This is a genomic window from Burkholderia sp. SIMBA_062 (assembly GCF_046534765.1).
GTDB lineage: Bacteria > Pseudomonadota > Gammaproteobacteria > Burkholderiales > Burkholderiaceae > Burkholderia > Burkholderia ambifaria.
Genome location: NZ_JAWRYD010000034.1, coordinates 62947 through 88548, shown reverse-complemented (window position 1 = coordinate 88548; position 25602 = coordinate 62947). Strand labels below are relative to the sequence as shown.

27 protein-coding genes and 1 tRNA gene are annotated in these 25602 nt (G+C 64.7%); 7 read left to right on the top strand and 21 right to left on the bottom strand.

Features of this window, described 5'->3' with window-relative positions; translation table 11 throughout:
* From SB786_RS29000 to hemN, 19 genes are all read right to left on the bottom strand, one after another.
* The coding region (locus tag SB786_RS29000; RefSeq protein ID WP_410730458.1) for a hypothetical protein at positions 1 to 354 on the bottom strand (354 nt) is incomplete at its 3' end.
* Complete coding sequence (locus tag SB786_RS28995) at positions 335 to 853, bottom strand: DUF2778 domain-containing protein (RefSeq protein ID WP_410730457.1); 519 nt, start codon at positions 851 to 853, stop codon at positions 335 to 337. The genes SB786_RS28995 and SB786_RS29000, both read right to left, overlap by 20 nt.
* Before the next feature lie 13 nt (positions 854 to 866).
* Complete coding sequence (locus tag SB786_RS28990; RefSeq protein ID WP_410730456.1) at positions 867 to 1352, bottom strand: Hcp family type VI secretion system effector; 486 nt, start codon at positions 1350 to 1352, stop codon at positions 867 to 869.
* A 148-nt stretch (positions 1353 to 1500) separates the two neighbouring features.
* Complete coding sequence (ureG, locus tag SB786_RS28985) at positions 1501 to 2148, bottom strand: urease accessory protein UreG (protein WP_410730455.1); 648 nt, start codon at positions 2146 to 2148, stop codon at positions 1501 to 1503.
* Between the two features lie 14 nt (positions 2149 to 2162).
* Positions 2163 to 2843, bottom strand: a complete 681-nt coding sequence (locus SB786_RS28980) for an urease accessory protein UreF (RefSeq protein ID WP_410730454.1) — start codon at positions 2841 to 2843, stop codon at positions 2163 to 2165.
* A complete protein-coding gene (gene ureE / locus SB786_RS28975) occupies positions 2830 to 3450 on the bottom strand; it encodes an urease accessory protein UreE (RefSeq protein ID WP_410730453.1) in 621 nt (206 codons plus the stop codon). The genes SB786_RS28980 and ureE overlap by 14 nt, the downstream gene beginning before the upstream one ends.
* A gap of 17 nt (positions 3451 to 3467) precedes the next feature.
* A complete protein-coding gene (gene ureC / locus SB786_RS28970) occupies positions 3468 to 5174 on the bottom strand; it encodes an urease subunit alpha (protein WP_006752110.1) in 1707 nt (568 codons plus the stop codon).
* A gap of 28 nt (positions 5175 to 5202) precedes the next feature.
* A complete protein-coding gene (locus SB786_RS28965) occupies positions 5203 to 5508 on the bottom strand; it encodes an urease subunit beta (RefSeq protein ID WP_410730452.1) in 306 nt (101 codons plus the stop codon).
* A gap of 14 nt (positions 5509 to 5522) precedes the next feature.
* On the bottom strand, positions 5523 to 5825 hold the full coding sequence (gene ureA / locus SB786_RS28960) for an urease subunit gamma (protein WP_006406310.1): 303 nt from the start codon (positions 5823 to 5825) through the stop codon (positions 5523 to 5525).
* 237 nt (positions 5826 to 6062) lie between these two features.
* The gene (locus SB786_RS28955; RefSeq protein WP_410730451.1) at positions 6063 to 6938 is read right to left on the bottom strand and encodes an urease accessory protein UreD; all 876 of its coding nucleotides are present in this window, start codon (positions 6936 to 6938) and stop codon (positions 6063 to 6065) included.
* A gap of 202 nt (positions 6939 to 7140) precedes the next feature.
* Positions 7141 to 7833, bottom strand: coding sequence for an urea ABC transporter ATP-binding subunit UrtE (gene urtE, locus SB786_RS28950; protein ID WP_006752107.1), 693 nt, complete (start codon positions 7831 to 7833; stop codon positions 7141 to 7143).
* Positions 7834 to 7837: 4 nt separating this feature from the next.
* A complete protein-coding gene (gene urtD / locus SB786_RS28945) occupies positions 7838 to 8695 on the bottom strand; it encodes an urea ABC transporter ATP-binding protein UrtD (RefSeq protein WP_006758744.1) in 858 nt (285 codons plus the stop codon).
* Positions 8692 to 9876, bottom strand: coding sequence for an urea ABC transporter permease subunit UrtC (gene urtC, locus SB786_RS28940; RefSeq protein ID WP_410730450.1), 1185 nt, complete (start codon positions 9874 to 9876; stop codon positions 8692 to 8694). The genes urtD and urtC overlap by 4 nt, the downstream gene beginning before the upstream one ends.
* A gap of 1 nt (position 9877) precedes the next feature.
* Positions 9878 to 11497 carry an urea ABC transporter permease subunit UrtB gene (gene urtB / locus SB786_RS28935; protein WP_410730449.1) on the bottom strand — a complete coding sequence of 540 codons (1620 nt, stop codon included), beginning with the start codon at positions 11495 to 11497 and terminating at the stop codon, positions 9878 to 9880.
* A 141-nt stretch (positions 11498 to 11638) separates the two neighbouring features.
* Complete coding sequence (urtA, locus tag SB786_RS28930; RefSeq protein ID WP_006752103.1) at positions 11639 to 12946, bottom strand: urea ABC transporter substrate-binding protein; 1308 nt, start codon at positions 12944 to 12946, stop codon at positions 11639 to 11641.
* Positions 12947 to 13324: 378 nt separating this feature from the next.
* Positions 13325 to 13648 carry a rhodanese-like domain-containing protein gene (locus tag SB786_RS28925; protein WP_006758748.1) on the bottom strand — a complete coding sequence of 108 codons (324 nt, stop codon included), beginning with the start codon at positions 13646 to 13648 and terminating at the stop codon, positions 13325 to 13327.
* A gap of 11 nt (positions 13649 to 13659) precedes the next feature.
* The gene (locus SB786_RS28920; protein ID WP_410730448.1) at positions 13660 to 14316 is read right to left on the bottom strand and encodes a protein-L-isoaspartate O-methyltransferase family protein; all 657 of its coding nucleotides are present in this window, start codon (positions 14314 to 14316) and stop codon (positions 13660 to 13662) included.
* 104 nt (positions 14317 to 14420) lie between these two features.
* Positions 14421 to 14678, bottom strand: coding sequence for a hypothetical protein (locus SB786_RS28915; RefSeq protein WP_410730447.1), 258 nt, complete (start codon positions 14676 to 14678; stop codon positions 14421 to 14423).
* 71 nt (positions 14679 to 14749) lie between these two features.
* Positions 14750 to 16141: an oxygen-independent coproporphyrinogen III oxidase gene (hemN, locus tag SB786_RS28910; RefSeq protein WP_410730446.1), complete on the bottom strand. Its 1392-nt coding sequence runs from the start codon at positions 16139 to 16141 to the stop codon at positions 14750 to 14752.
* A gap of 170 nt (positions 16142 to 16311) precedes the next feature.
* Here hemN and SB786_RS28905 point away from each other — a divergent pair, with 170 nt between their 5' ends.
* From SB786_RS28905 to SB786_RS28895, 3 genes are all read left to right on the top strand, one after another.
* On the top strand, positions 16312 to 16629 hold the full coding sequence (locus tag SB786_RS28905) for a YkgJ family cysteine cluster protein (protein ID WP_410730445.1): 318 nt from the start codon (positions 16312 to 16314) through the stop codon (positions 16627 to 16629).
* A 134-nt stretch (positions 16630 to 16763) separates the two neighbouring features.
* Complete coding sequence (locus SB786_RS28900) at positions 16764 to 17345, top strand: DUF1439 domain-containing protein (protein ID WP_006752097.1); 582 nt, start codon at positions 16764 to 16766, stop codon at positions 17343 to 17345.
* Between the two features lie 80 nt (positions 17346 to 17425).
* Positions 17426 to 18256: an undecaprenyl-diphosphate phosphatase gene (locus SB786_RS28895; RefSeq protein ID WP_410730444.1), complete on the top strand. Its 831-nt coding sequence runs from the start codon at positions 17426 to 17428 to the stop codon at positions 18254 to 18256.
* A 114-nt stretch (positions 18257 to 18370) separates the two neighbouring features.
* On the opposite strand, the gene trmB is transcribed toward SB786_RS28895, so the two are convergent.
* A complete protein-coding gene (trmB, locus tag SB786_RS28890; protein ID WP_166724998.1) occupies positions 18371 to 19138 on the bottom strand; it encodes a tRNA (guanosine(46)-N7)-methyltransferase TrmB in 768 nt (255 codons plus the stop codon).
* A 132-nt stretch (positions 19139 to 19270) separates the two neighbouring features.
* Positions 19271 to 19345: transfer RNA gene (locus SB786_RS28885), tRNA-Gly, on the bottom strand.
* A gap of 397 nt (positions 19346 to 19742) precedes the next feature.
* On the opposite strand from SB786_RS28885, the gene SB786_RS28880 reads away from it, so the two are divergent.
* From SB786_RS28880 to SB786_RS28865, 4 genes are all read left to right on the top strand, one after another.
* Positions 19743 to 22514, top strand: coding sequence for a type VI secretion system Vgr family protein (locus SB786_RS28880; RefSeq protein ID WP_410730443.1), 2772 nt, complete (start codon positions 19743 to 19745; stop codon positions 22512 to 22514).
* Positions 22511 to 23968 carry a hypothetical protein gene (locus SB786_RS28875; RefSeq protein WP_410730442.1) on the top strand — a complete coding sequence of 486 codons (1458 nt, stop codon included), beginning with the start codon at positions 22511 to 22513 and terminating at the stop codon, positions 23966 to 23968. Before SB786_RS28880 ends, SB786_RS28875 begins: the two co-directional genes overlap by 4 nt.
* Positions 23965 to 25041, top strand: a complete 1077-nt coding sequence (locus tag SB786_RS28870) for an Imm71 family immunity protein (protein WP_410730441.1) — start codon at positions 23965 to 23967, stop codon at positions 25039 to 25041. Before SB786_RS28875 ends, SB786_RS28870 begins: the two co-directional genes overlap by 4 nt.
* A 260-nt stretch (positions 25042 to 25301) precedes the next feature.
* The gene (locus tag SB786_RS28865; protein WP_410730440.1) at positions 25302 to 25574 is read left to right on the top strand and encodes a hypothetical protein; all 273 of its coding nucleotides are present in this window, start codon (positions 25302 to 25304) and stop codon (positions 25572 to 25574) included.
* The last annotated feature ends 28 nt before the right edge of the window (positions 25575 to 25602 follow it).

Below are 25602 nucleotides of genomic sequence, written 5' to 3'. Positions count from 1 at the left end.
GGCAGCGGCCCGCGGGCCGCTGCCTGACGCGCTACGGTTTGTCTTTTCTTCTTCATCGGCATATCCATGACTTTTACACCTCATGATATGCCCCGCCCACGAAATCACGGATAGGTCCTTCCATAGCTTCGTGAGCGTCAGATACGCAAGCGTTGCCGCAAGCAGATCAAAAACCAGCATCGCCGGGATATAGACGTCATCCGCTTCGTGCAGACCAAGGCTTTGCGCGATGCTCAACCATCTAAGGGCCTCACTTTCCGGCATCACCCCATTCCGACCAATACAGCGCACGGATAGAAGAAACAAGCCGATAAACAGAGCCGTCTTGAAAAGTCTACGGGCAAGTGTTGCCATGTGCGATGACCTCAATTGTTCCGTATGCATTGAGCCCTGAATTGCCGGCTGCGATTTTCTTGGTGGTCAAAAGTGCTGTTCGGATTCTCAGGAAATCCGTACGGCTCGGCAGAGTGATGCAGCCTAGCGAAATGCCATCGCCGCCCATCGGGTGCAATCGGAACTGACCGCGCTGGAGACCATTGATCCAAGTGAAATCGTCGATTAAGCCGTCGCTCCGATACAGTGCAAACCATTCGGAATGGTAAGATGGTCTGCCTTTTAATGCGTTATATGCATCCTTGATCGAAGCCCAAGCTTGAGATCTGACGCCACCGGCAGGACGGTCCACGATCCAGTATTTACCGGCAGGAATCGGGCCGTTATCGGGCACGGCCGTACAGCCCCCGCGATTCCGATAGATGCCGTTGCCAGAGAACGCATCGAACGTACCCAAACCATCGATGGCTAGGGGAGACAGAAAATTGTTGTTCACCAGAAATCTACCGGTATAAGCCATTGACTATTCCCGCTTATCCGACGTCATTCCATGAATCGGTGAATTTGATATTGCCGTCGAGATAATGCCACGTGATGCGCTCATACATCATGGAGACCGCTTCAACGTGATTGAGCGCGGACGTTTGCGAGAGTCTGGTATTCGCCATGCCGGGATTGATGCCGCAGACTTTGACGCCTTCCAGCAGCATCACGAAATACACCTCTTCTCTCCCGGCATCATTGATCCGATACCACTTGATCTCGGCCGATTGCAGCGTTTGTCCCTTCGCCACGGCCTTATAGAGATAGGGCGTCGCCGCGTCGAATTCCTTTTCGAACGCAATCGGTGAATGTGTACGCTTGCCGGTGATCTTGCCATCAGCACTATCAACCGGCAGATTTACACCGTGGCCAAAACTGATGATTTCAATGCTTCCTTCACGGTCCTGAACGGTTGACGAGCCTTTGATGCGTGCGCCGCCGTCATCCTTAAGCCACATATGTGCGGGAATCGGCATATCGAAAATCCTTACTAACGAAGAAAGCGTAATGTAAGGAATCGATGCTAACCAAGTTCAACTGGCTTCGCAAAGTTGCTGAAGGCTTTTCGGCAGCGGACTCGCTTTAGCGCCCGCAAATGCTAGGTAGTTCTGCCGGGACACTTATTCAAACCGTCAACAACCCCTTCTTCTCGATGAACGCGACGACGTCCGAGACGCCTTCCAGCGCCTTCAGGTTCGTCATCACGTAGGGCCGCTCGCCGCGCATCTTCTTCGTGTCGGACGCCATCACGTCGAGGTTCGCGCCGACGAGCGGCGCGAGATCGGTCTTGTTGATCACGAGCAGGTCGGACTTCGTGATCCCGGGGCCGCCCTTGCGCGGAATCTTCTCGCCGCCGGCGACGTCGATCACGTAGATCGTCAGGTCCGACAGCTCGGGGCTGAACGTCGCCGCGAGATTGTCGCCGCCCGATTCGATGAACACGATGTCGGCATCGGGAAAGCGCGACAGCATCCGGTCGACGGCTTCGAGGTTGATCGACGCATCCTCGCGGATCGCCGTGTGCGGGCAGCCGCCCGTCTCGACGCCCATGATGCGCTCCTCGGGCAACGCGCCCGCGACGGTCAACAGGCGCTGGTCTTCCTTCGTGTAGATGTCGTTCGTGATCGCGACGAGGTCGTAGCGCTCGCGCATCGCCTTGCACAGCATTTCGAGCAGCGTGGTCTTGCCGGAGCCGACCGGGCCGCCGATGCCGACGCGCAGCGGCGGCAGTTTCTTCGTGCGGCGGGCGGAGGAGGCGGCGGGTGCGTTCATGGTGTCTATGGGATTCAGGAGCGGAACAACCGCGAATATTGGGTTTCGTGCCGCGCGGACAGGATGCCGAGCTGCGGCGCGAACGTGTTGATGGCGTCGGGCGGCGTGGCGAGCGCGCGGCGCACGGCCGAGTCGATCGCGCCGCGCAGCGCGACGATGATGCGTTGCCCGGCGAGCTGGCCGAGCGGCACCGCTTTCAGCGCGGCCGACGTCTGGTTCTCGACCCAACCGAACGCGTACGCGGCGAGCACGGCGTCGGCGCTCGCGTCGTGCGCGGCGGCCGCGTAGGCGAACGCGGTCGGCAGCGCGATCGGCGAAATCGCCGAGAGCGTCGCGCGGTGCGCGGCATCGCCCCATTCGAGCGATGTGCAGAGCTGCGCGAGCGACCAGCCCATCTGTTCGGTTTCGCGGCGTAGTTCCGCCGATTCGCGGCTCGCGATGAACCACGCATTCTCGCGCGCCAGCGCATCGGCGTCGTGCGCTTGCCAGCGTGCGAGCTGGTGCGCGAGGAACGGCAGTTCGCCGTGCGCGAGCACGTCGGTCAGCCCGCTCGCGATCCAGTCGCGCGCGGTGTCGGCGTCGCGAATCAGGTTCGCGTCGAGTGCAGCTTCGAATCCCTGCGAATAGCTGAACGCGCCGATCGGCAGCGCGGGCGACGCGAGATGCAGCAGCGCGACGAGCTCAGTGGTGGTCATGACCGTGGTGGCCGTGCGTGCAGCCCGGACCATGCTGATGATCGTGATCGTGATCGTGATCGTGATCGTGATCGTGCGAGTGCGAGTGGCCGTGGTGCTCGCCGAATACCTGCTGCGCGAGCGCGTAATCCTCGGCGAACGTCGCGTCATGTCCGTGCTTGTGGCCGCCGCCGTACGCACCGGCTTCCGGCTGGAACGGCGCGCTCGTTGGTTCGACCTGCGTGCCGAGCCGGCGCAGCATGTCCGCGAGCACCGGATCGGCTTCGAGCTTCAGGTAGCCGTCGCCGATCTCGACCGGCGTGTGACGGTTGCCGAGGTGATACGCGGCGCGCATCAGCGTGAGCGGATCGCCCGCGCGCACGAGCAGCACGGTCTCGGGGGCAGCTGCGATGCGCACGAGCGCACCGTCGTCGGCGACGAGCACGTCGCCGTCGCGCAGCACGGTGCCGCGCGGCAGCAGGACCGCGACGTCCTCGCCGGTATCGAGCGTGGCCGCGAGGCGGCTCTTGCAGCGGGCGTCATAGGCGAGCGTGAGCATGGGCGCGCGCGCGACGAGCGACGCGGCGAGCTTCACGTTCGGGGCAATGCGTTTGTCGAGGGTGCGCATGGAACGAAAACCGGAAATCAGAACAGGAAATAGCGCTGCGCCATCGGCAGCACCGACGCCGGCTCGCAGGTGAGCAACTGGCCGTCGGCGATCACGTCGTAGGTTTCGGGGTCGACGCTGATCGACGGGCGCCATGCGTTGTGGATCATGTCGGCCTTCGTCACGTTGCGGCAGTTGCGCACCGGCACGATGCGCTTCGCGAGCCCGTAGCGTTCGGCGATGCCCGCATCGGCGGCCATCTGCGACACGAAGGTCAGCGACGTGCGCGCGAGCGCGCCGCCGCGTGTCGCGAACATCTCGCGGTAGTGGACCGGCTGCGGTGTCGGGATCGACGCGTTCGGATCGCCCATCTGCGCGACCGCGATCATCCCGCCCTTCAGGATCATCGACGGCTTGATCCCGAAGAACGCCGGTTCCCACAGGACGAGGTCGGCCCACTTGCCGGGTTCGATCGACCCGACTTCGTGCGCGATCCCGTGCGTGATCGCCGGGTTGATCGTGTACTTCGCGACGTAGCGTTTCGCGCGGAAGTTGTCGTTGCGGGCGCCGTCTTCCGGCAGCGCGCCGCGCTGCACCTTCATCTTGTGCGCGGTCTGCCAGGTGCGGATGATCACTTCGCCGACGCGGCCCATCGCCTGCGAGTCGGACGACAGCATCGACAGTGCGCCGAGATCGTGCAGGATGTCCTCGGCCGCGATCGTCTCGCGGCGGATCCGCGATTCGGCAAACGCGAGATCCTCGGCGATCGACGGATCGAGGTGATGGCACACCATCAGCATGTCGAGATGCTCGTCGAGCGTGTTGATCGTGTACGGGCGCGTCGGGTTGGTCGACGACGGCAGCACGTTCGCCTCGCCGCACACCTTCAGGATGTCGGGCGCATGGCCGCCGCCGGCGCCTTCGGTGTGGTACGTGTGGATCGTGCGGCCCTTGAACGCGGCGACCGTCGATTCGACGAAGCCGCCTTCGTTCAGCGTGTCCGTGTGGATCGCAACCTGCGTGTCGGTGTCGTCGGCGACCGACAGGCAGTTGTCGATCGCGGCGGGCGTCGTGCCCCAGTCTTCATGCAGCTTCAGGCCGATCGCGCCGGCCGCGATCTGCTCGACGAGCGGCTGCGGCAGGCTCGCGTTGCCCTTGCCGAGAAAGCCGAGGTTGATCGGCCAGCCGTCGGCCGCCTGCAGCATCCGCTCCATGTGCCACGGCCCCGGCGTGCAGGTCGTCGCGTTGGTGCCGGTGGCCGGCCCCGTGCCGCCGCCGAGCATCGTCGTGACGCCCGACGCGAGCGCCTCGTCGATCTGCTGCGGGCTGATGAAATGGATGTGCGTGTCGATGCCGCCCGCGGTGACGATCAGCCCTTCGCCGGCGATCACTTCGGTCGCGGCGCCGATCGCGATCGTCACGCCGGGCTGGATGTCCGGGTTGCCGGCCTTGCCGATCGCGGCGATGCGGCCGTGCTTGATCGCGATGTCGGCCTTCACGATGCCCCAGTGATCGAGGATCACCGCGTTCGTGATGATCGTGTCGGGCACGTCGGCGGCCACGCGCTGCGACTGGCCCATCCCGTCGCGGATCACCTTCCCGCCGCCGAATTTCACTTCCTCGCCGTAGATCGTGTAGTCGCGTTCGATCTCGATCAGCAGTTCGGTATCGGCGAGCCGCACGCGGTCGCCCGTCGTCGGCCCGAACATTTCCGCGTACGCGCGGCGGCTCAAGCGTAATGTCATGGTGCTGTTCCTGAAAGCGGGGCGCGGCTTACAGCGGCCCCATCACCTTGCCCTGAAAACCGTAGACGGCGCGCGCGCCGGCCAGCTCGACGAGCTCGACGGTGCGCGACTGGCCCGGCTCGAAGCGCACGGCGGTGCCGGCCGCGATGTTGAGCCGGAAGCCGCGCGCGGCCGCACGGTCGAACGACAGCGCGTCGTTGACTTCGAAGAAGTGGTAGTGCGAGCCGACCTGCACCGGGCGGTCGCTGGTGTTCGCGACGACGACCGTCAGCGTCGGGCGGCCTGCGTTCAGTTCGTGCTCGCCGTCGTCGGTGAGGATTTCGCCGGGGATCATGCGGGGGGCCTCGATCACGGAATCGGGTGGTGGACGGTGACGAGCTTGGTGCCGTCCGGAAAGGTCGCCTCGACCTGGATGTCGGGGATCATCTCCGGCACGCCATCCATCACGTCGTCGCGCGTGAGCAGCGTCGTGCCGTAGTGCATCACCTCGGCGACGGTCTTGCCGTCGCGCGCGGCTTCCATCAGCGCGGCGGTGATGAATGCGACCGCCTCCGGATAGTTCAGCTTGAGCCCGCGCGCGCGACGGCGCTCGGCCAGCAGCGCCGCCGTGAAGATCAGCAGCTTGTCCTTTTCTCGGGGAGTCAGTTTCATGAAGGCAATCGTTCAGGAAAACGTAATTTTTATCGGGGCGCGGGTTGCGGCACAGGCGCGGGCCATCGTAGCACCGCGCGATTTTCCGTGCGTCGTGTATCCGTTATGTAAGCAGCAAGGTGCGTGCCATGCCGATAAAACGTGCGGCGATGCGCGTTCGTGGTGCGCGATGCATGAATGGCGGGCGGCGTGGGTGACGGCGCTGCGCCGAAATGGTGCGCGCCGGGCGGCGCGCGTTCAGGTTTGCCAGAGGCGCAGCGGTCGCGCGTCGACGCCGTGCACGATCGGTCGCAGGTAAAGCCAGCAGTCGGTGAAGTGACGCTGAAGCGCTTCCATCGAGCTCGACAGCGCGCGCACCAGCACGACGCCGGGTGTCACGCAGGTCGCGCCCGCGCGCAGCGTGTCGCCGAACGGCATCCGCGCGGCGAGCGTTTCGGCCAGTGCCGCGTCGCACGTGGCGCCGGCGGCCCACAGCGTGCCGTACACCGGAAAGCCGGCGAGACCCTGCAACGTGCCGCGCAGCGGATCGCGCGCATCGAGCAGCGCGCGCTCGGTCCACAGCGGCCGTCCGTCGGCATCGACGAGTGCCGATCGCGACGCGATGCGGCCGGCCGACCACGTTTCGCCGGCCGCCTGCCTGCCGAGTTGCGTCGCGTCCCAGCCGATCGCGCTCGCGCCCGCGCCGAGCGTCACCGTGAAGTCGAGCGCGGCGTGGGCCGCGTCGAAGAACAGGTTGTTCTGCGGCAGCCAGTCGAGCTTCGCGTGCGCGCCGACCGTGATGCCGATGCGTTGCGTCGCGTCGAGCCCGTTCGACTTGTACCACTTGGTCGCGCCGGGCGTCGTCAGCACCGCGTGCGTGCCGTCGCCGAGCGCGATGCCGATGTCGAGCCGGTCGCCGCCCGCGACGCCGCCCGGCGGGTGAACGATGACCGCGTGGCAGATCGCGTCGCCTTCCGGATACAGCGGCCGCTGCACGCGCAGCGGGCCGTCGTGCAACCGGTGGACGAGCGTCGTGCGCGCGCCGTGCCGTTCGAAGCCGAGTTCGAGGCGACCGCGCCACGATTTGGCGACGGAGGGGCGGGACAGCGAGGCGTGGGAATCAGGGGCGGACATCGGTGCAAAGCAGGGGACGGGCGCGGTGAACGAGGATGCTACCGCAACAATATACGCTTCGGCGCTCGCGTAGCAGGCTGACGCAACGCCGCTCGCAGGCCGTGCCGTTGCGCCGGCGTGGGGCCGACATGCGCTGCCTGGCGAGGCGCCGGAGCGATGCGTCGAATCTGTAACCGTAAGCGCCGCCGCCACGGGCCGCCTGCTACACTGCGATCAGCTCGCGCACGCCGTTTGCCTCCATGTCCCGCGCATCGCCGCCCGCGACGACCTCGCCGCGGCTCATCACCCAGTAGTGGTCCGCGATCGAGCGCGCGAAGTCGTAATACTGCTCGACGAGCAGCACGGTCATCTTCGATTCGTCGACGAGCTGGCGCAGCGTGCGCCCGATGTCCTGGATGATCGACGGCTGGATACCCTCGGTCGGCTCGTCGAGGATCAGCAGCTGCGGCTCGCTCATCAGCGCGCGGCCGATCGCGAGCTGCTGCTGCTGGCCGCCCGACAGGTCGCCGCCGCGCCGTGCGCGCATGTCCTTCAGCACCGGGAACAGATCGTAGATGCGGTCGGGCACCGACGAGCGCGCCTTGCGGCTTGCCGCGCCGACGAGCAGGTTTTCCTCGACGGTCAGCCGCGGAAAGATGTCGCGGCCCTGCGGCACGTAGGCAAGCCCGGCCGCGACACGTGCATACGGTGGCAACGCGCCGAGCGGCGTGCCGCGCCACGACACGCTGCCGCTCTTCGCGGCGACGACGCCCATCAGGCAGCGCAGCAGCGTGCTCTTGCCGACGCCGTTGCGGCCGAGCAGCACGGTGAGCTTGCCGTCTTCGGCGGCGAGGTTCACGTTGCGCAGGATATGGCTGCCGCCGTAGTACTGGTTCAGTGCGTCGATCTTCAGCATCGCATCATCTTCCGAGGTAGGACTCGATCACCGCGTCGTCGCGCTTGACCTGGTCGAGCGTGCCGTGCGCGAGCACCGCGCCGTTGGCCATCACCGTCACGCGGCCCGTGTCGCCCGCGAGCGCCGCGACGAAGTCCATGTCGTGCTCGACCACCATCATCGAGCAGGTGCCGCGCAGCGTGTTCAGCAGCGCGGCGAGTTCCATCGTCTCGTGATCGGTCATCCCGGCCGCCGGTTCGTCGAGCAGCAAGAGGGCAGGGCGCTGCATCAGCAGCATGCCGATCTCGAGCCGCTGCTTCTGTCCGTGCGACAGCTCGCCGGCCGCGCGATACGCGTCGCTTTCGAGGCCGATCAGCGCGAGCGTTTCCTCGATTTTCGCCTGCGCGGTGCGGTCGAGCCGCGCGCGCAGCGACGCGAGCCAGCCCTTGTCGGTCTGCATCGCGAGTTCGAGGTTTTCCCACACCGGATGCTGCTCGAACACGGTCGGCTTCTGGAACTTGCGGCCGATGCCCGCACGCGCGATTTCCGGCTCGTTCATCCGGGCGAGATCGAGCGTCTGGCCGAGAAACACCTTGCCCGCATCGGCGCGCGTCTTGCCGGTGATCACGTCCATCATCGTGGTCTTGCCCGCGCCGTTCGGACCGATCACGCAGCGCAGCTCACCGGCGTCGATCGCGAGCGACAGCTTGTTCAGCGCGCGAAAGCCGTCGAAGCTCACCTCGATGTCCTCGAGGTAGAGGATCGTGCCGTGCGACGTGTCGATGCCGGGCGGCACCACGCGGCCCATCGATGCGGTGCCGCTGACGGTCAGCAGCTCGTCTTCGGCCGGGGGCGTGAACTGGTAGAGGGCCGTGCCGTTCATCCGCGTTTCCCCTTCGCAAGCAGCGTGTCGACGAGGCCCATGATCCCGCGCGGCAGCAGGAGCGGCACCAGCACGAAGATCAGGCCGAGAAAGAACAACCAGTATTCGGCGAAGTACGCGGTAAAGAAACTCTTCGCGCCGTTCACCGCGAACGCGCCGACGATCGGCCCGATCAGCGTGCCGCGCCCGCCCACTGCAACCCAGATCGCCATTTCGATCGAGTTGCCGGGCGACATCTCGCCGGGATTGATGATGCCGACCTGCGGCACGTACAGCGCGCCCGCGATGCCGCACAGCACGGCCGACAGCGTCCACACGAACAGCTTGTACGCGAGCGGGCTGTAGCCGAGGAACATCAGCCGCGTCTCGCCGTCGCGCACTGCGGTGACCACGCGCCCGAGCTTGCTCGTGACGATCGCGCGCGCGGCGATGAACGCGAGCACGAGCGTCGCGAAGGTCAGCAGCAACAGCACCGTGCGCGTGCCGGGCGACGTGATCGCAAACCCGGCGATGCGCTTGAAGTCGGTGAAGCCGTTGTTGCCGCCGAAGCCCGTCTCGTTGCGAAAGAACAGCAGCATCGCGGCGAACGTCAGCGCCTGCGTGATGATCGACAGGTACACGCCCTTCACGCGCGAGCGGAACGTGAAGAAGCCGAACACCCACGCGAGCACGGCCGGCACGAGCACGACCAGCGCGAGCGCCCACGCGAGATGCTGCGTGCCGCTCCAGTACCAGGGCAGTTGATGCCAGTCGAGGAACACCATGAAGTCGGGCAGGTCGCTGCCGTACTTGCCGTCGCGGCCGATCTCGCGCATCAGGTACATGCCGATCGCATAACCGCCGAGCGCGAAGAACAGCCCGTGGCCGAGACTGAGGATGCCGCAGTAGCCCCACACGAGGTCGAGCGCGAGCGCGGCGATCGCGTAGCACATCAGCTTGCCGCCAAGCGTCATCGCATACGCGGACAGATGGAACGCGCTCGACTCGGGCGCGACCAGCGCGGCCAGCGGCACGCCGACGCCGATCGCGATGCACAGCGCGACGAGCGCGAGCCAGGCGCGGCGCGACAGCAGCGCGGGGCGCGGCGGCAGGCCGAGCGCGAAGCCTTCCTTCGCGGGCACGGCGGCGGGCTTCGGCGCGCTGGCGACCGGGTTCGACAACGAATCGGTGAATGAAGTCATGTCAGGCCTCCGCGCTGCGGCCCTTCGGGGCGAACATGCCCTGCGGACGTTTCTGGATGAACAGCACGATCATCACGAGCACCGCGATCTTCGCGAGCACGGCGCCCCAGAACGGTTCGATCGCCTTGCTGACGAGACCGAGCCCGAAGCCGCCGAGCACGGTGCCGGCGATCTGGCCGACGCCGCCGAGCACCACCGCCATGAACGAATCGATGATGTAGTTCTGCCCGAGATCGGGGCCCACGTTGCCGATCTGCGACAGCGCGCAACCGCCGAGGCCCGCGATACCCGCGCCGAACGCGAACGCATATGCATCGACGCGCGCGGTTTTCACGCCGACGCATGCGGCCATCCTGCGGTTCTGCGTGACCGCGCGCACGAACAGGCCGAGCCGCGTCTTCGTCAGGACCGCCCACGCGACGAACACGACCGCGAGCGCGAACGCGAGGATCGCGAGCCGGTTGTACGGCAGGATCAGGTTCTGCATCACGGTCACGCCGCCGCTCATCCACGACGGGTTCACGACCTGCACGTTCTGCGCGCCGAACAGCATGCGCGTCGCCTGGATCAGGATCAGGCTCACGCCGAACGTCGCGAGCAGCGTCTCGAGCGGGCGGCCGTACAGGTGCCGCAGCACGAGCCGTTCAAGCACGATGCCGACCAGCGCGGCCGCCGCGAACGACACGGGCACCGCGACGAGCGGATACCAGTCGAACGCGGCCGGCGCATGGCGCTGGATCAGCGTCTGCACGACATAGGTTGCGTACGCACCGATCATCAGGAATTCGCCGTGCGCCATGTTGATCACGCCGATCAGCCCGTACGTGATCGCGAGGCCGAGCGCCGCGAGCAGCAGCACGCTGCCGAGCGACAGGCCCGCGAACACGGTGCCCACGATCTCGCCGCGCCGCTGCAGCGCGTGCAGTGCGTCGAGCCCTTGCTGCGCGGCAGCGCGTACGCGCGCGTCGGGTTCCGTGTAGCTGCCGTCGGCGTTCTTCGCGACGAGCGGGCGCAACTGTTCGATCATGTCGAGATCGCGGCGCGCGGCCACCACCTGCACGGCGTCGAGACGCTTCGCCGGATCGGCATCGTGCAGCGCGGCGATGGCCCACAGTGCGTCGAGGCGGCGCTTCAATGCCGGGTCGGTTTCCTTCGCGCGTGCGCGCTCGATCATCGGCTTGAGTGCCGGGTCGGGCGACTTCAGCAGCGCGTCGATCGCGTCGCGACGCGCGGCGACGTCGGGCGATGCGAGCGCGAGCCCCGACAGCGCGGCGGCGATCTTCGTGCGCAGCAGGTTGTTCAGCATCACGGGCTGCGCGTCGCCGGCCGGCGTCGCGGCCTGCGTCAGCGCATCGCGCGCGGTGTCGCCGGTCTGGATCAGCAGCCGACCGTCGCCGGTCGCGAGCGCGTCGCCGGTCGACAGCGCATTGAGCAGCGCGACGGCGCGCGGATCGGCATCGGCGGCGATCCGTTCGATCGCGGTCGTTTTCGCGTCGAAGTCGTCGCCGGCGAGCGCGGCGGTATCGGCGGCCGTCAGGGCGAACGCGGCGCGCGGCAGCGCGCAGGCCAGCGCGGCACAGGCGACGACCGCGACGGCGGCGCGGCGAAAGCGGGTTGGCATCGGGAGATCCTGTGGGGCGTGGGAAAGCGAATGCGTGCGGCGGTGCGCGAGCGCGTGCGGTTCGTCACCGCACGCGCGACGGCATGCCCGCGGCAGCCTGCGAGCGGAGCGCCACACCGGTGTGCGGCGCTGCGCATCACATCAGGCGAGCGCCGCGCGCTGCCGCCGCAGGAATGCCGGGATCGAGCTGACGACGTCCGGCTTGCCCTGGTTGCCCGCGATGAACGGGCTCCACGGCTGTGCGCGCACGGCCGTCTTCGTCTTCCACACGACGTTGAATTGCCCGTCGCCGCGAATCTCGCCGATCATCACCGGTTTGTGCAGGTGGTGGTTGCCGTCCATCGAGAGCGTGAAGCCCGACGGTGCGGCGACGCTCTGGCCGATCATCGCGACGCGCACCTTGTCGACGTCGGTGCTCTTCGCCTTCTCGACGGCCTGCTTCCACATGTGGATGCCCACATAGGTCGCCTCCATCGGGTCGTTGGTCACGCGCTTCGCGCCGCCCGGCAGGTTGTTCGCCTTCACCCACGCGGCGAACTGGTCCTTGAACTTCGTGTTCGTCGGGTTCTTCACCGACATGAAGTAGTTCCACGCGGCGAGATGGCCGACGAGCGGCTTCGTGTCGATCCCGCGCAGTTCCTCCTCGCCGACCGAGAAGGCGACCACCGGCACGTCGGTCGCCTTGATCCCCTGGTTGCCGAGCTCCTTGTAGAACGGCACGTTCGAATCGCCGTTGATCGTGGAGATCACGGTCGTCTTGCCGCCCTGCGCGAAAGTCTTGATGTTCGCGACGATCGTCTGGTAATCGCTGTGGCCGAACGGCGTGTAGACCTCCTGAATGTCGGCGTCCTTCACGCCCTTCGATTTCAGGAACGCACGCAGGATCTTGTTGGTGGTGCGCGGATACACGTAGTCGGTGCCGAGCAGGAAGAAGCGCTTCGCGCCGCCGCCTTCCGCGCCCATCAGGTACTCGACGGCCGGTATCGCCTGCTGGTTCGGTGCGGCGCCCGTATAGAACACATTGCGCGACATTTCCTCGCCTTCGTACTGCACCGGGTAGTAGAGCAGGCCGTTCAGTTCCTCGAACACCGGCAGCACCGACTTGCGCGACACCGACGTCCAGCAGCCGAACACGCACGCGACCTTGTCCTGCGTGAGCAACTGGCGCGCCTTCTCCGCGAACAGCGGCCAGTTCGATGCGGGATCGACGACCACCGGCTCGAGCTTGCGGCCCATCACGCCGCCGCTCTTGTTGATGTCGGCGATCGTCATCAGCGCCGTATCCTTCAGCGACGTTTCGGAGATCGCCATCGTGCCCGACAGCGAATGCAGGATGCCGACCTTGATCGGGCCCGTGCCCGCATCGGCCGCTTGCGCGAACGGACTCTTGCCCGCCAGCGCGAGTGCACCAGCCATCGAACCGAACTTCAGCAGACTGCGACGTTTCATCGGGATCCCCTTGACGTGTTGGATGTGCGTGCGCCGTGGCGGCGCCGGCATCGTAGTAACGCAAGGCATGTGCCAGTCGCGCGGATGCACGCCGGGCGTGCCTGACCGGGGCGGCTCGAGGGGCGCAGGCGGTGCACATGACGCGTCGTGCAGCATGCGCGATCCGTTGCGGTGCAGTCGCGCGGGCGCAAATGGTGCACGGCGCGCGCGCCGGGCCACCGAAGTCAACGGAACGAGGGTGAAACACGGAAGCGGAAACGCAAACGGGCGCGCAAAGCGCGCCCGTTCGGCGGGGACCGGTGCGACCGGCGGCGATGGGCCGGTCGGCGTGGCGGCGCGCGATGCGCCGCCTGGGTAGGTCGGTAACTCGTCGATAACTCAGTAACGCGGCACGGACGGATCGACGTCACGCGACCACGCGTCGATGCCGCCCTGCAGGTTGTACAGCTTCGTGAAGCCGCGCGATTCGAGGAACATCGCGACCTGCGCGCTGCGCATGCCGTGATGACACACGCAGACGATTTCGGCTTCGTCGTCGAGCTCTTCGCTACGCGCGGGGATCTGCTGCATCGGGATCGACACGCTGCCGGCGATCTGCGCGGTCGAGATTTCCCACGGTTCGCGCACGTCGAGCACGACCGGCGCGGGACGCGCCGGATCGCGAAGCCATTCCGCGAGCATCGCGGGCGTCAGGATCTGCATGGGGCCGCCGCTCAGAACTTGAAGCGCGACGGTTCGATCGCGTTGACGAGGTGGTCGACGTAGGTCTCGAACACGTCGGCGACACGGTACTGGTTGTCGTCGATGCGCGTGATGATCTGCGCCTTCATCACCGGACGGCCGCCGACGAACGCCGACAGGCGGCCGCCGATCTTCAGCTGTTCGAGCATCTGCTGCGGCACGACCGGCAGGCCGCCCGCGACGCAGATCGCGTCGTACGGCGCCTTGTCGGGCCAGCCGAGCGAACCGTCGCCGAGCGCGACTTCCGCGTTGGTCACGCCGTCGTTGCGCAGGTTGTCGGCCGCGAACTTCGCGATGGCCGGATCGATCTCGACGGCCGTCACGTGCAGCGTGCGATGCGCGAACAGCGCGGCCAGATAGCCGGAGCCCGCGCCGATCACGAGCACGTTCTCGTGCTTCTTGACCGCCAGTTCCTGCAGCATGCGCGCTTCGACGCGCGGGAACAGCATCTTGCCGCGGCCGCCGGGCAGCGGCAGCTCGAGGTCGGCGAACGCGAGATCGCGATGTTCGGGCGACACGTAGTTTTCACGCTTGACGATCGACAGCAGGCCCAGGACGTCCAGATCCAGCACGTCCCACGGCCGGATCTGTTGTTCGATCATGTTGAAACGCGCGTTTTCGATATTCATGGTGTGGTCACGCAGCCAGGTCGGCCATCAGCGGGGATAGAGAAACTTCGTGATTGTACCAAAGGGGGCGGCGGCGAAGCCTTCAGACGGCCTGCAACAGACCTTTACCCCTTGCTCTTCTTGATCTGCGCTTCGAACGCGAGGTCGAGCTTGCTCGCCTTGCGCGGCTTTTGGGGGCCGAATTGGTCGACGAACTTGACGAACTCGTCGAGCGGCAGCGGCTCGCTGCGCTTTTCCGCGGTGCCGCTCGAGCGGTCGACCAGATAGAACAGGCCGCCCGCCATCGCGACGGCCGCGAACTGCGGGTTGCCGGACCGGGCCTTCAGGCGTTCGACCGCGTGGGTCGCTTTGGTGGTGCGCATCGTGCGGGTTCTTGCAAGGCGTTGAGCCCGTTACTTTATCAAACCGGCCGCCCGCATGCGGCCGAGCGGCGTCAGACGGTGCGCGAGTAGCGCTGGCGCGGCGTCCGGCGGAGGTAGGCGTCGAACGCCATCGCGATATTGCGCACGACCATCCGGCCGGCCGGCTGAATCGTCAGGCGGTCGCCGGCAATCGTCAGCAGCCCGTCCTGCTCGAACCCGCGCAGCGCGTCGAGCTCGCGCGCGAAGTGATCGGCGAAGCGGATCCCGTGCGCCGCCTCGATATGCGAGAACGGCAATTCGAGGTTGCACATCAGCTGCGTGATCACGTCGCGGCGCAGCCGGTCGTCGGCCGTGAGCCGCACGCCGCGCGCGATCGGAAGCCGGCCCGCGTCGAGCGCGGCGCCATAGGCCGGCAGATCCTTCGCGTTCTGCGCGTAGACGTCGCCGACCTTGCCGATCGACGACACACCGAAACCGATCAGGTCGGTATCCGCGCGCGTGCTGTAGCCCTGGAAATTGCGCTGCAGCGTGCCGTTGCGCTGCGCGCGCACGAGTTCGTCGGATGGTCGCGCGAAGTGATCCATCCCGATGTACACGTAGCCGGCCGACGTTAGCATGTCGATCGCGAGGCCGAGCAGTGCGATGCGTGTTTCGGGCGGCGGCAGCGTTGTATCGTCGATCTGCCGCTGCATCTTGAACAGGTGCGGCATGTGCGCGTAGCCGAATACGGACAGGCGGTCCGGCGCGAGTTCGATGATCGTCTCGAGCGTGCGCGCGAACACGGCGACCGTCTGGTGCGGCAGCCCGTAGATCAGGTCGACGCTCACCGAATGGAAGCCCGTCGTGCGCGCGGCGGACAACAGGTCGGCCGTCATCGCGAGCGGCTGGATTCGGTTGATCGCCTGCTGCACGACCGGATCGAAATCCTGCACGCCCAGGCTCAGCCGGTTGAAGCCGATGTTGCGCAGGTGGACGAGCCGCGCGGGCGTGACCGTGCGCGGGTCGATCTCGATCGAGAACTCGGCGTCGGTGTCCGGCGCGAGCGCGAAATAATCGCGGGTGGCCGCCATCAGTTCGGCCATTTCGGCGTCGGACAGGAAGGTCGGCGTGCCGCCGCCCCAGTGCAGCTGCGTGACCGGGCGCGCCGGATCGAACAGCGCGGCCTGCAGCGCCACCTCGCGTTTCAGTTGCTCGAGATACGGGCGCGCGCGGCGATGGTTGTTGGTCGCGATCTTGTTGCAGCCGCAATAGAAGCAGGCCGTGTTGCAGAACGGGATATGGAAGTACAGCGACAGATCGCTCGACGACGCGCCCGGATCGCGCGCGGCACGCAGGTAGTCGGCCGGGTCGAAATCGTCGCGGAACTGCAGCGCGGTAGGGTAGGACGTATAGCGCGGCCCGTTTGCGCCGTACTTCGCGAGCAAATCGGGACGGAACATCGTGTCGGCAGAACCGGAACTCATGGCGGCCTCGCGCTTTTCAGATGCGTTCGAGTATATAAACGCGCGTTTCGGCTGCATTGTGTAATAACGTCGCAGGCGGCGGTGGCACAATGCGCGGTGGGCTGCCGCGCGACGCGTCCGGTTGCCGCACCGTTTTTTGTTGTTCTTGAGAGAGCCGAGTGTCCGTCGAAATGCCTGTCCGTCCGGCGCCCGCCGATGCCCCGCCGCCGCATGCGTGCCGCGAGGGGTGCGGCGCGTGCTGCATCGCGCCGTCGATTTCCTCGCCGATTCCGGGGATGCCCGACGGCAAGCCGGCCGGCGTGCGCTGCGTGCAGCTCGGCGACGACCTGCGCTGCCGGATATTCGGCCGGCCCGAGCGTCCCGCGTGCTGTTCCGGGCTGCAGCCGTCCGCCGAGATGTGCGGTGCGTCGCGCGACGACGCGCTCGCGTGGCTGACGCGCCTCGAGGTCGCGACCCAGCCGTCGCCTGGCACCGGCGCTTTTCGTTGACGCATGGTCGTGCACTGGCTCTCGCACGGAACCGGCAGCGTGTGCGCAAGCACTAACTTCGGTCCACGGCCCCGATGCGGCGGCCGGGCCGATGGCCCGACTGCCGCTTCGCCCGATACAGGAGATTGTCCAGCATGACCGCATCTTGCACGCCCGGCCGGCGCCGTTTCCTCGCCGTCTGCGCCGGCGCCATCGGCGTGTCGGTATCGCTCGCCGCCTGCGCGTCGACGTTCCCGTTCATCCCCGATCACTACACGTTCTCGCGCGGCGACGTGCAGAAAGCCGTCGCGCGCAAGTTCCCGTACCAGAAGACCGTCGCGCAGGTCGTCGACGTGTCGCTCGCGAATCCGGCCGTCAACCTGCTGCCCGACCAGAACCGCGTCGCCGTGCAGCTCGACGCGCATTTCGCGAGCCCGTTCCTGAGCGAACCGGTGAGCGGCAAGTTCACCGTGTCGGGCCAACTGGCGTACGACGCGCCGAGCCGCTCGGTCGTGTTGCGGGCGCCGGCCGTCGACAGCCTCGTGCTCGACGGCAACGCGCAGATGTACGCACAACAGGTCGGCGCGGCCGCCGGCCTGCTCGCGACGCAGGTGCTGACCAACTATCCGATCTACACGTTCAAGCCCGAGCAACTGCAATTTGCCGGAGTGAACTACGAACCCGGTACAATTACGATTCTTACAAACGGCATACGCGTGGCGATCGTCGAAAAGTGACGACGTACCGCGCGCGGCCGGGCGGGCCGCGGCGGTGACGCGGCCCATTCTCTTTCGACTACTTCGGAGTTGGGCCACGGATGGACTGGATCCTGATCTGCAAGGCATTGATCCTCGGCGTCGTCGAGGGGCTGACGGAATTCCTCCCGGTGTCGAGCACCGGCCACCTGATCGTCGCGGGCAGCTTCCTGAATTTCAACGATGCGCACGCGAAGACCTTCGACGTCGTGATCCAGTTCGGCGCGATCCTCGCGGTTTGCTGGGAATACCGGCAACGGATCGTGTCCATCGTGTCCGGTCTGCCGAGCCGGCCCGACGCGCAGCGCTTCACGCTGAACGTCGTGATCGCGACGATTCCCGCGATCGCGCTCGGCCTGCTGTTCGAGAAGAAGATCAAGGCCGTGCTGTTCTCGCCGGTGCCGGTCGCCTTCGCGCTCGTGGTCGGCGGCGCGATCATCCTGTGGGCCGAGGCGCGGCAGCGCGAACGCCGCGAGCCGCCGCGCGTGCAGTCGATCGATGCGCTCACGCCGCTCGACGCGCTGAAGGTCGGCATCGCGCAATGTTTCGCGCTGGTGCCGGGCATGTCGCGCTCGGGCTCGACGATCATCGGCGGCATGCTGTTCGGCCTCGACCGGCGCGTCGCGACCGAATTCTCGTTCTTCCTCGCGATTCCGATCATCTTCGGCGCGACGCTCTATGAAACGGTCAAGGACTGGCAGGCGTTCACGGTCGACTCGCTCGGCCTGTTCGCGCTCGGGCTCATTGCCGCGTTCGTCAGCGCGTTCGTGTGCGTGCGCTGGCTGTTGCGCTTCGTCGCGACGCACGACTTCACCGTATTCGCGTGGTACCGGATCGCGTTCGGCCTGTTCGTGCTGCTCGTGGGTTACAGCGGGTGGTTGAACTGGGCGTGATGCTGGTGCGTAGGCGCGGGCGCTACCAATGAAGAACGGCCCGATCGGCAGATGCCGGTCGGGCCGTTCTTCATTGCGCGGCGCGCAGCGTGCGGTGCGCCGCGCAGCGGGGATTCAGGCGGCGCGCTTGCGGAACACCAGGTCCCACACGCCGTGGCCGAGCCGCAACCCGCGCCGTTCGAACTTCGTGACGGGGCGGTAGTCGGGACGCGGCGCGTAGTCGGCGGCCGTGTTTTCGAGCGACGGTTCGGCGCCGAGCACTTCCAGCATCTGTTCCGCGTAGTTCTGCCAGTCGGTCGCGCAATGCAGGTACGCGCCGGGCTTCAGGCGCGACGCGAGGTGCGCGACGAGCGGCGGCTGGATCAGCCGGCGCTTGTGGTGGCGCGCCTTGTGCCACGGATCCGGGAAGAAGATGTGCACGCCGTCGAGGCTTTCCGGCGCGAGCATGTGCTCGAGCACTTCGACTGCGTCGTGCTGGATGATGCGGATATTCGGCAGGTCCTGCTCGCCGATCAGCTTCAGCAGCGCGCCGACGCCCGGCTCGTGCACCTCGACGCCGAGGAAGTCGTCGCCGGGGCGGTGCGCGGCGATTTCCGCGGTCGACGCGCCCATTCCGAAGCCGATTTCCAGGATGCGCGGTGCGCTGCGGCCGAACACGGCGTCCCAGTCGGGAATTTCAGCTGTGTACGGGACGACGAAGCGCGGGCCGAACTCGTCGAGCGCGCGGCGCTGGCCGGTCGACACGCGGCCGGCGCGCGTCACGAAGCTGCGGATGCGGCGGTGGTGCAGCGGATTGACTTCGTCGGCCCCGTCGGCGGCTTCGTCGGGGAGGGCGGCGTCGTCCGGCGGCAGGCCGGCTTCGTTCGGATCGTCGTGCATCATCGGTGACAGAGAAAGGCTCGGTTCGGGGCGGGGCCCGTTACGCGCAGCGGTGCGCCGGATGAACGGGCACATGGTACAAAAAAGCCGCCTTCGACGAGGCGGCTCTTGCGCTGGCTGCCGTGCAGCCGAAAGTGGAGCGGGCGATGGGAATCGAACCCACGTCATCAGCTTGGGAAGCTGAGGTAATGGCCATTATACGACGCCCGCAGAACGGGTGATTGTACAGGGGTTGGGGTGGGGATGGCAAGCGGGGGATTCTGGCCGGTGGCAGCGAAACTGGCATGGCTCGATGCTGGCGCGGTGGCGTCGCTGGGCAGTGTCGGGTGAGCCCCCGCTATTCACGGGATCTACCATCCAAGCTGAAAGCACATCCCTTCGGCGCGCAGTCGCATCGGAGCCGAATTTCAACGGCCCAACGGATGTGTCGAATACGTTTCTTGGGCGATTCGCGTTTAAACTCCCGGCTCGATATATTGCTGCCTCAGCGGGCTACATTCTCATCACTTGTCGGCCCCGCTACAATTCCGGCGATATAACCGGGGAGCCGTCCCCGTGAGAGCGCGAGCCACCGTGGGCCTGCAACAAATAAGAAGATGGATAACGCATGAACATGACTGAATTAGCTCAGGCAATTCGTGGTGGCCTGATTCAACAAGATCGCTTGCTCAAGACAGACATTCCGTCGCTGCCGGACAATGCGCTCATACCGTGCCGGACCGTGACCTCTTCCGAGCTCGGTCGCGACTTCAGCGTCACGCTCGACATGGTATCCACGGCACGCGACATCGAACTCAAGGCGTTGATCGCTCAACCGATGACGCTGTGGATTCAGCAGGCGAACAAGTCTTATCTGCCAGTCAACGGTTATATCCATACGGCGCGAAGGCTGGGCCACGACGGTAGCCTTTCTAGCTATCAACTTGTAATCGCCTCGTGGATGTATTTCCTCAAATTCCGGCGCGATATGCGGTACTGGCAGGACAAGAGTGCCGACGGCATCATCGCTGACATATTCGACGCGCATCAGCAGGCTCGTGGACAGTATCAGTTTGCGTTGTCGAAGCCGCTGCCGTCGCGTTCTTACTGCCGTCAGAGCGAAACCGACTGGAATTTTGTCCATCGACTGATGGAAGAGGAGGGCTTGTACGGCTTCTGGCGCCAAGGCAGGGACGGCAAGTCGCATACGCTGGTCGTGACCGACGACATTTACGCGCTGGACGAGATGTCGCCCAGTTCGGTCGGATTCAACAGGTCGGGCACAGGCAGCGACACGGATGGGTTCACGCAGTGGGCGGGTTCGAGGACTTTGCAAAGCACGATCCATACGACGCGCACGTTCGACTACAAGGCGCCGTCGTCCGCCGACAGTCCGAACGGAACGACGTTGCCGACGAAGGCCGGCCAGGGAAATTTGCCGGAACGGGCCGAAGTCTACGAGTACACGGGCGCCTATACCTATGGACGGCAGGGCCGGGGTGAGCAGCTCTCGAAAATCCATCTGGAAGAATGGGAGTCGCGCGCCAAGCGATTCGTCGGGATGGGAGGGGTGCGGGGTATCGACGCTGGCCTGCGCTTCGGATTGACGGGTCATCCGGAACACGATCGCGACTCCGGCGAGCAGCGAGAGTTTGCTGCGATCAAGGTCCGGCGCTACATCGAGAACAATCTACCGCTGTCGAATCAGGAAACCAGCTTTCCGCATAGCGTGCAATCCGACCTGGAGCGGGCGAAAGCGGGGTACGCGGGCGTGTCCGTCCACCACGATGACGGTTCAGCAGGCTTTTATCTGGTCGAAGTCGAGGCGCAACGCACCACGGTTCCGTATCGCAGCCCGTTCGAACACTTGAAGCCGGAGATGCATCTCGAGACGGCGATCGTCGTCGGGCCGCAGGGGGAAGAGGTCCATACCGACGAACTGAACCGTGTAAAGGTGATGTTCGTCTGGGACCGGCAGAACCCGGGAGATGCCGGTGCCTCGTGCTGGGTCAGAGTTGCGCAATCGGATACCGGCGACGGCTACGGCGGTGTGCATATTCCGCGAGTCGGTGAGGAAGTCATCGTTGGTTATGTCGGCGGCGACTGCGACCGGCCGATCGTGCTGCATCGCGTCTACAACGGTGCGGTCAACCCGCACTGGCATAGCAACGGAATCCTTTCTGGCCATCGCTCGAAAGAATACGGCGGCAGCGGCTACAACCAGATGGTTATGGACGACGCGACGGGCCAGAACCGTGTCCAGTTGATGAGCAGCAGTGCAAATAGTTTGCTGCATCTCGGCTACCTCGTCGATCAAAGCGGCAATACTCGCGGTACGTATCTTGGATCGGGTTTCGATCTGAGGACGGATGCATACGGCGCCGTGCGTGCTTCGCAGGGGCTGTATGTTTCGACGTATCCAAAGTCGGCGAACAGTCAGCCGCTCGACGTTCGCGAAGCGCAACAGCAGCTCGTCAATGCCGAGAGCATGATCGAGGCGATGTCGCAGGTAAGCAAGATGCATCAGGCGGAAAGCCTGGGAGAGGGGCATGTCGCGCTGAAGGCGTTTACCGATGCGACGCAAAGCAGTGTGCAAGGCTCGCAGTCGGGAGGACGGACGGCGGGAGGCGGTGCCGGGAGTGTGAATGCGTTCAAGACACCCATCATGCTGGTGGCGAGTCCTTCCGGTATCGCGCTGTCGACGCAGGCATCCGTGCATGTGTCGAGCGATCAGCAAACGAATCTGGTGAGCGGCCAGAGCACGTTCATCGTCAGCGGGAAGTCGTTGGTAGCGAGTGTGGCGGAGAAGATCAGCCTGTTTGTGCAAAACGCCGGGATGAAGCTGTTTGCGGCCAAGGGAAAGGTGGAGGTTCAGGCGCATTCGGACAATATCGAAATAACGGCCCAGAAATCGGTCAAGGTCCTATCGGCCACCGAGAATATCGAGGTGGCGGCGCAGCAGGAGATTCTACTTACCTCGGGTGGCGCGTATATCCGGCTCAAGGGCGGCAACATCGAGATTCACGCGCCTGGAAAGATCGATGTGAAGGGGGGGCAGCATGCATTCAGCGGGCCGACGCGGATTGACTATCCGCTCTCGCCCGCGCCGACGTCCCGCGGTGCTGCAGCGCTGCAATACCATTACCACGACGACACGCCCGTGCAGGGCGCCAAGTTCACCATCCACTACGATAGCGGCGCTACTTTCTCTGGCACCGTCGACAGCAAAGGCATGGCTGATCTGACAGGTGCTCCGCAAGGACCGGGGCGCATCGAGTTGGGTGAGGACAGCCGACCCTACGAAATCAAGGCTACCGACAAAAATCCCAGCTACAAGACTCAGTGGGATGAATTCGACATGCAAGCCTCCCTGGACCGGATGCAAGGAGGCGGGGCATGAGCAGCAGCTGGGTCAGCCAGGCGGCATCCGAGGTCGGCGACTATCTGTGGAGCGGTGCCACTACAGTCGGCGATACCGTCGTCGGCGCCGTCGCGGGGGAGTTCTCACAAAAGCGCAATACGGGCGCCATCATCATCGATGCCGTCATTAGCATGTTCCCTGTCGCCGGAGAAATTACGGCCGCGCGCGACGCGATCGCCATCACGCTTCGCATGTGCGACGACCCGAAGGTTCGGGACGACGGGTGGGAGTGGGTGGCGCTCGTGCTTTGCCTTGTCGCGGTCGTTCCGGTGGTCGGAGGTTTGCTCAAGGGCATAGGCAAGTTGTTGATGCGAGCGGTCAGCAAATCCGAAGATCTGGTCAAGCTATGCCAGGAAATCCTGGCCTTGATCCGCAAGGCTGGGTTTGGCAATGCAGTGGAGTGGTTCAGGCAACTGGACTTCAGCAAGTATCAGTTTGTCGTGAGCAACGCCTTCGGCATGATGCTGGATCGCATCGGCAAGGCGCTGAATTTCATTCTGAACCGGCTCGGTGCTGTTATTCCGGCGCGGGTGGCAAGTTATATCCGGAAGCTGCTGCCGATGCTGGAGGAACTGCGCAAGCTGGGGGAAACGAAAATCGCGCTGGCCATCAAGGATCTGATGCGCTTGCTGGAGCATGTGCGAGGCCATCTGGTGGAGGGCACCTGGGCGGATGTGAAGGTAGGGGGCGGGACCACTCGGACGATGACCGAGGAGGCGCGCTTGGCTCATCTGGCCGAGGAGACGAAGAGCCTGGGGCATAAGCCGATGGCCAAGGAGGACTATGTACACAAGGACGGATGGCCGGACCTCAGGGAGTTCAGGGTGGGCGACGCGATTGGCACCTTCAGTGTAAAGACGCCTATCAAAGCGATTACACGGACGCCAGGCGAGGTGATGATACGTGTTGTCGATAGCCGAAGATTGGATAACCCGTGGACGATCGCCGGCAAGTTCTGGGCTGATAAACTTGCTCCAAACGGATTCTGGTGGCGTATCCGGAGCGCGATCAAGCATGCTTGGAGCATGAATGGCAGCTATGCGAAGATGAAGGTGCCAACGCGCGAAGCCATGGAAAAGCTCGGTATCAAAGTACCTGCTGATTGGGATGGGATGCGCCTATGGGAAGGGCGCATTGCCGAGCAATGGGACGATGAGGGAGCGGAGGCGACCATGCGCTTGCTGGTCGGAGGCGATCTTCAGTTTTTCGTGGACTTTAAGCATCCGTCCAACGCTCCTGTGGCAGAGTGGATAAAAACGCAGGTCAAGGCGCAGCGGACGAATTGGACCGACTTGAAGCTGCCCGATCAAGCAGAAGCTCGGGCACTCTTCCTGGCAGAGCGCGAACGATCGGCCAAGATCAGACAGGAAGGTTATGCGCGGCGAGCCGTCGCCGCTGTCGGAAAACAATCGACGGAAGAACAGAACCAATGATGCTGAATACTCTGACCATGACTCCTGAGCAGGAGCTGGATGCACGCGCCAAAGCGTTTTACCTGCTCAAGAAATGGACAAGCGTTACGTTCCTGGATCATGCGGTTAGTCTGTTCAGGGATTTCCTTCACGCGTACGCCAAGCAATTGGACACGCCGAGCCCAAATCAGGAGGAATTGGAGGCAGCGTATGTCAGCGATTTCCTGAATGCGTTGGTGAGGATGGATCAAGGCATTGAGACATTGCGACAAGGTGCCGACAAGCGATCGGCTTACGACGCGCTCATAACGGGTAGCGAGAAGGGGGGCGAGCTGTTGTTCGGGCGGAGTGCGCACGAGGTCGGTCGAACATATGACCCGTTTTTCCACGCGCTTGGCGTGAGGGATACGAAATTTTCGGATTTCGAATATGCAACGGGGTATGCGGAAGGGGCGTGGATTGAAGAGTTGAGTTGTCAGGCGCTCAAGTGCACTGTCGGGCTCGATTTTTCCGAATACCTTACCTATGGCAAGCGTCCCAATGGCGGTACTCGTGTCTTCAAGCATTGGACGTACGAATCGTTGTTTCAAGATCCGCTATTTCCTGCATGGCGGTATTGGCCTCCTGGTCGCAGCTATCCTGCAGAACTCCCCCCCTGTCCCCCCAAGAATGAATCTGGGGCCGGCGAGGTTTACAGCGATCAGGAGATTCCTGTCGAGGGTATCTGGGAGCCATGGTTTCCGGCCGGCAAGGTGGGCTGTCCGAGCTACTTCCTCAAAGGCAGTATTGCCCATAAGTACCTGTTGGAAGGTACCAACGACGAACATGTGGTGCGCTGGCGGCTGCTGTGGGAAGACAAGCGTTACCGGGATGGCAGCATTCCGGCGGAGGAGGAAACTTACTTCCCCAAGCCTGTCGCGCAACCGAGGCTACGGGTTCTGCCCGGAGAGCCTTGTCCGCGCACCGGTTACTGGCAAAGCCCGGCCGTGAAAGATTCGGTTTATGTCGAAGCCGGAACGTCTATGCCGGGGCCGCAGCGCACAGCATGGGGGATGGTCATTTGGCACTATTCAGATCCTCAGCCGGACAATTGAATAGCGGTTGAGACAAGAGGTAATGGCGCCTAGTGACTTGGTCATGAAGTGCCTGAGGATTTGTTTCCCGCTCTATCCACCTCCACGAGTGCCTCCGTCCGTTGTTCATGGAGGGACCGGCGGTGACGATCGAACTCCCATACGTGCCCTCGGTCCCCTTGCTGAGGTCGAGATAGCGCCGGTTATTGGGAAGGGGAACTCTCGATCTGTGGGTTGCTTGGCCGTTGTGGGATCGCCTATATCGCGGGGATAGTCGTCGCATGGACGACACTCAACACCACAACGATTTCCCGCCACTGACCATCGACCAGATATGCGATCCGGGTGCTGCGGTGCGTGAAGATTTTGGCGACGAGCTTTCGCGAGCAGATTTCACAGAAAATCTGCTGATGCGTCTCGAAGACATCCCAGGATTCGAGTTAGGCGAGGTGGACGCGAAACTCCCCCCGCGGCGCCACGGCACGCAAGCCGGTGTCGAAAATAGACGAGTCGGTGTCGGAACCATACAAGCCCCGGTGCGGCTTTCGAACTAACGTGACAGACCTCTCATCCGATCGTTAG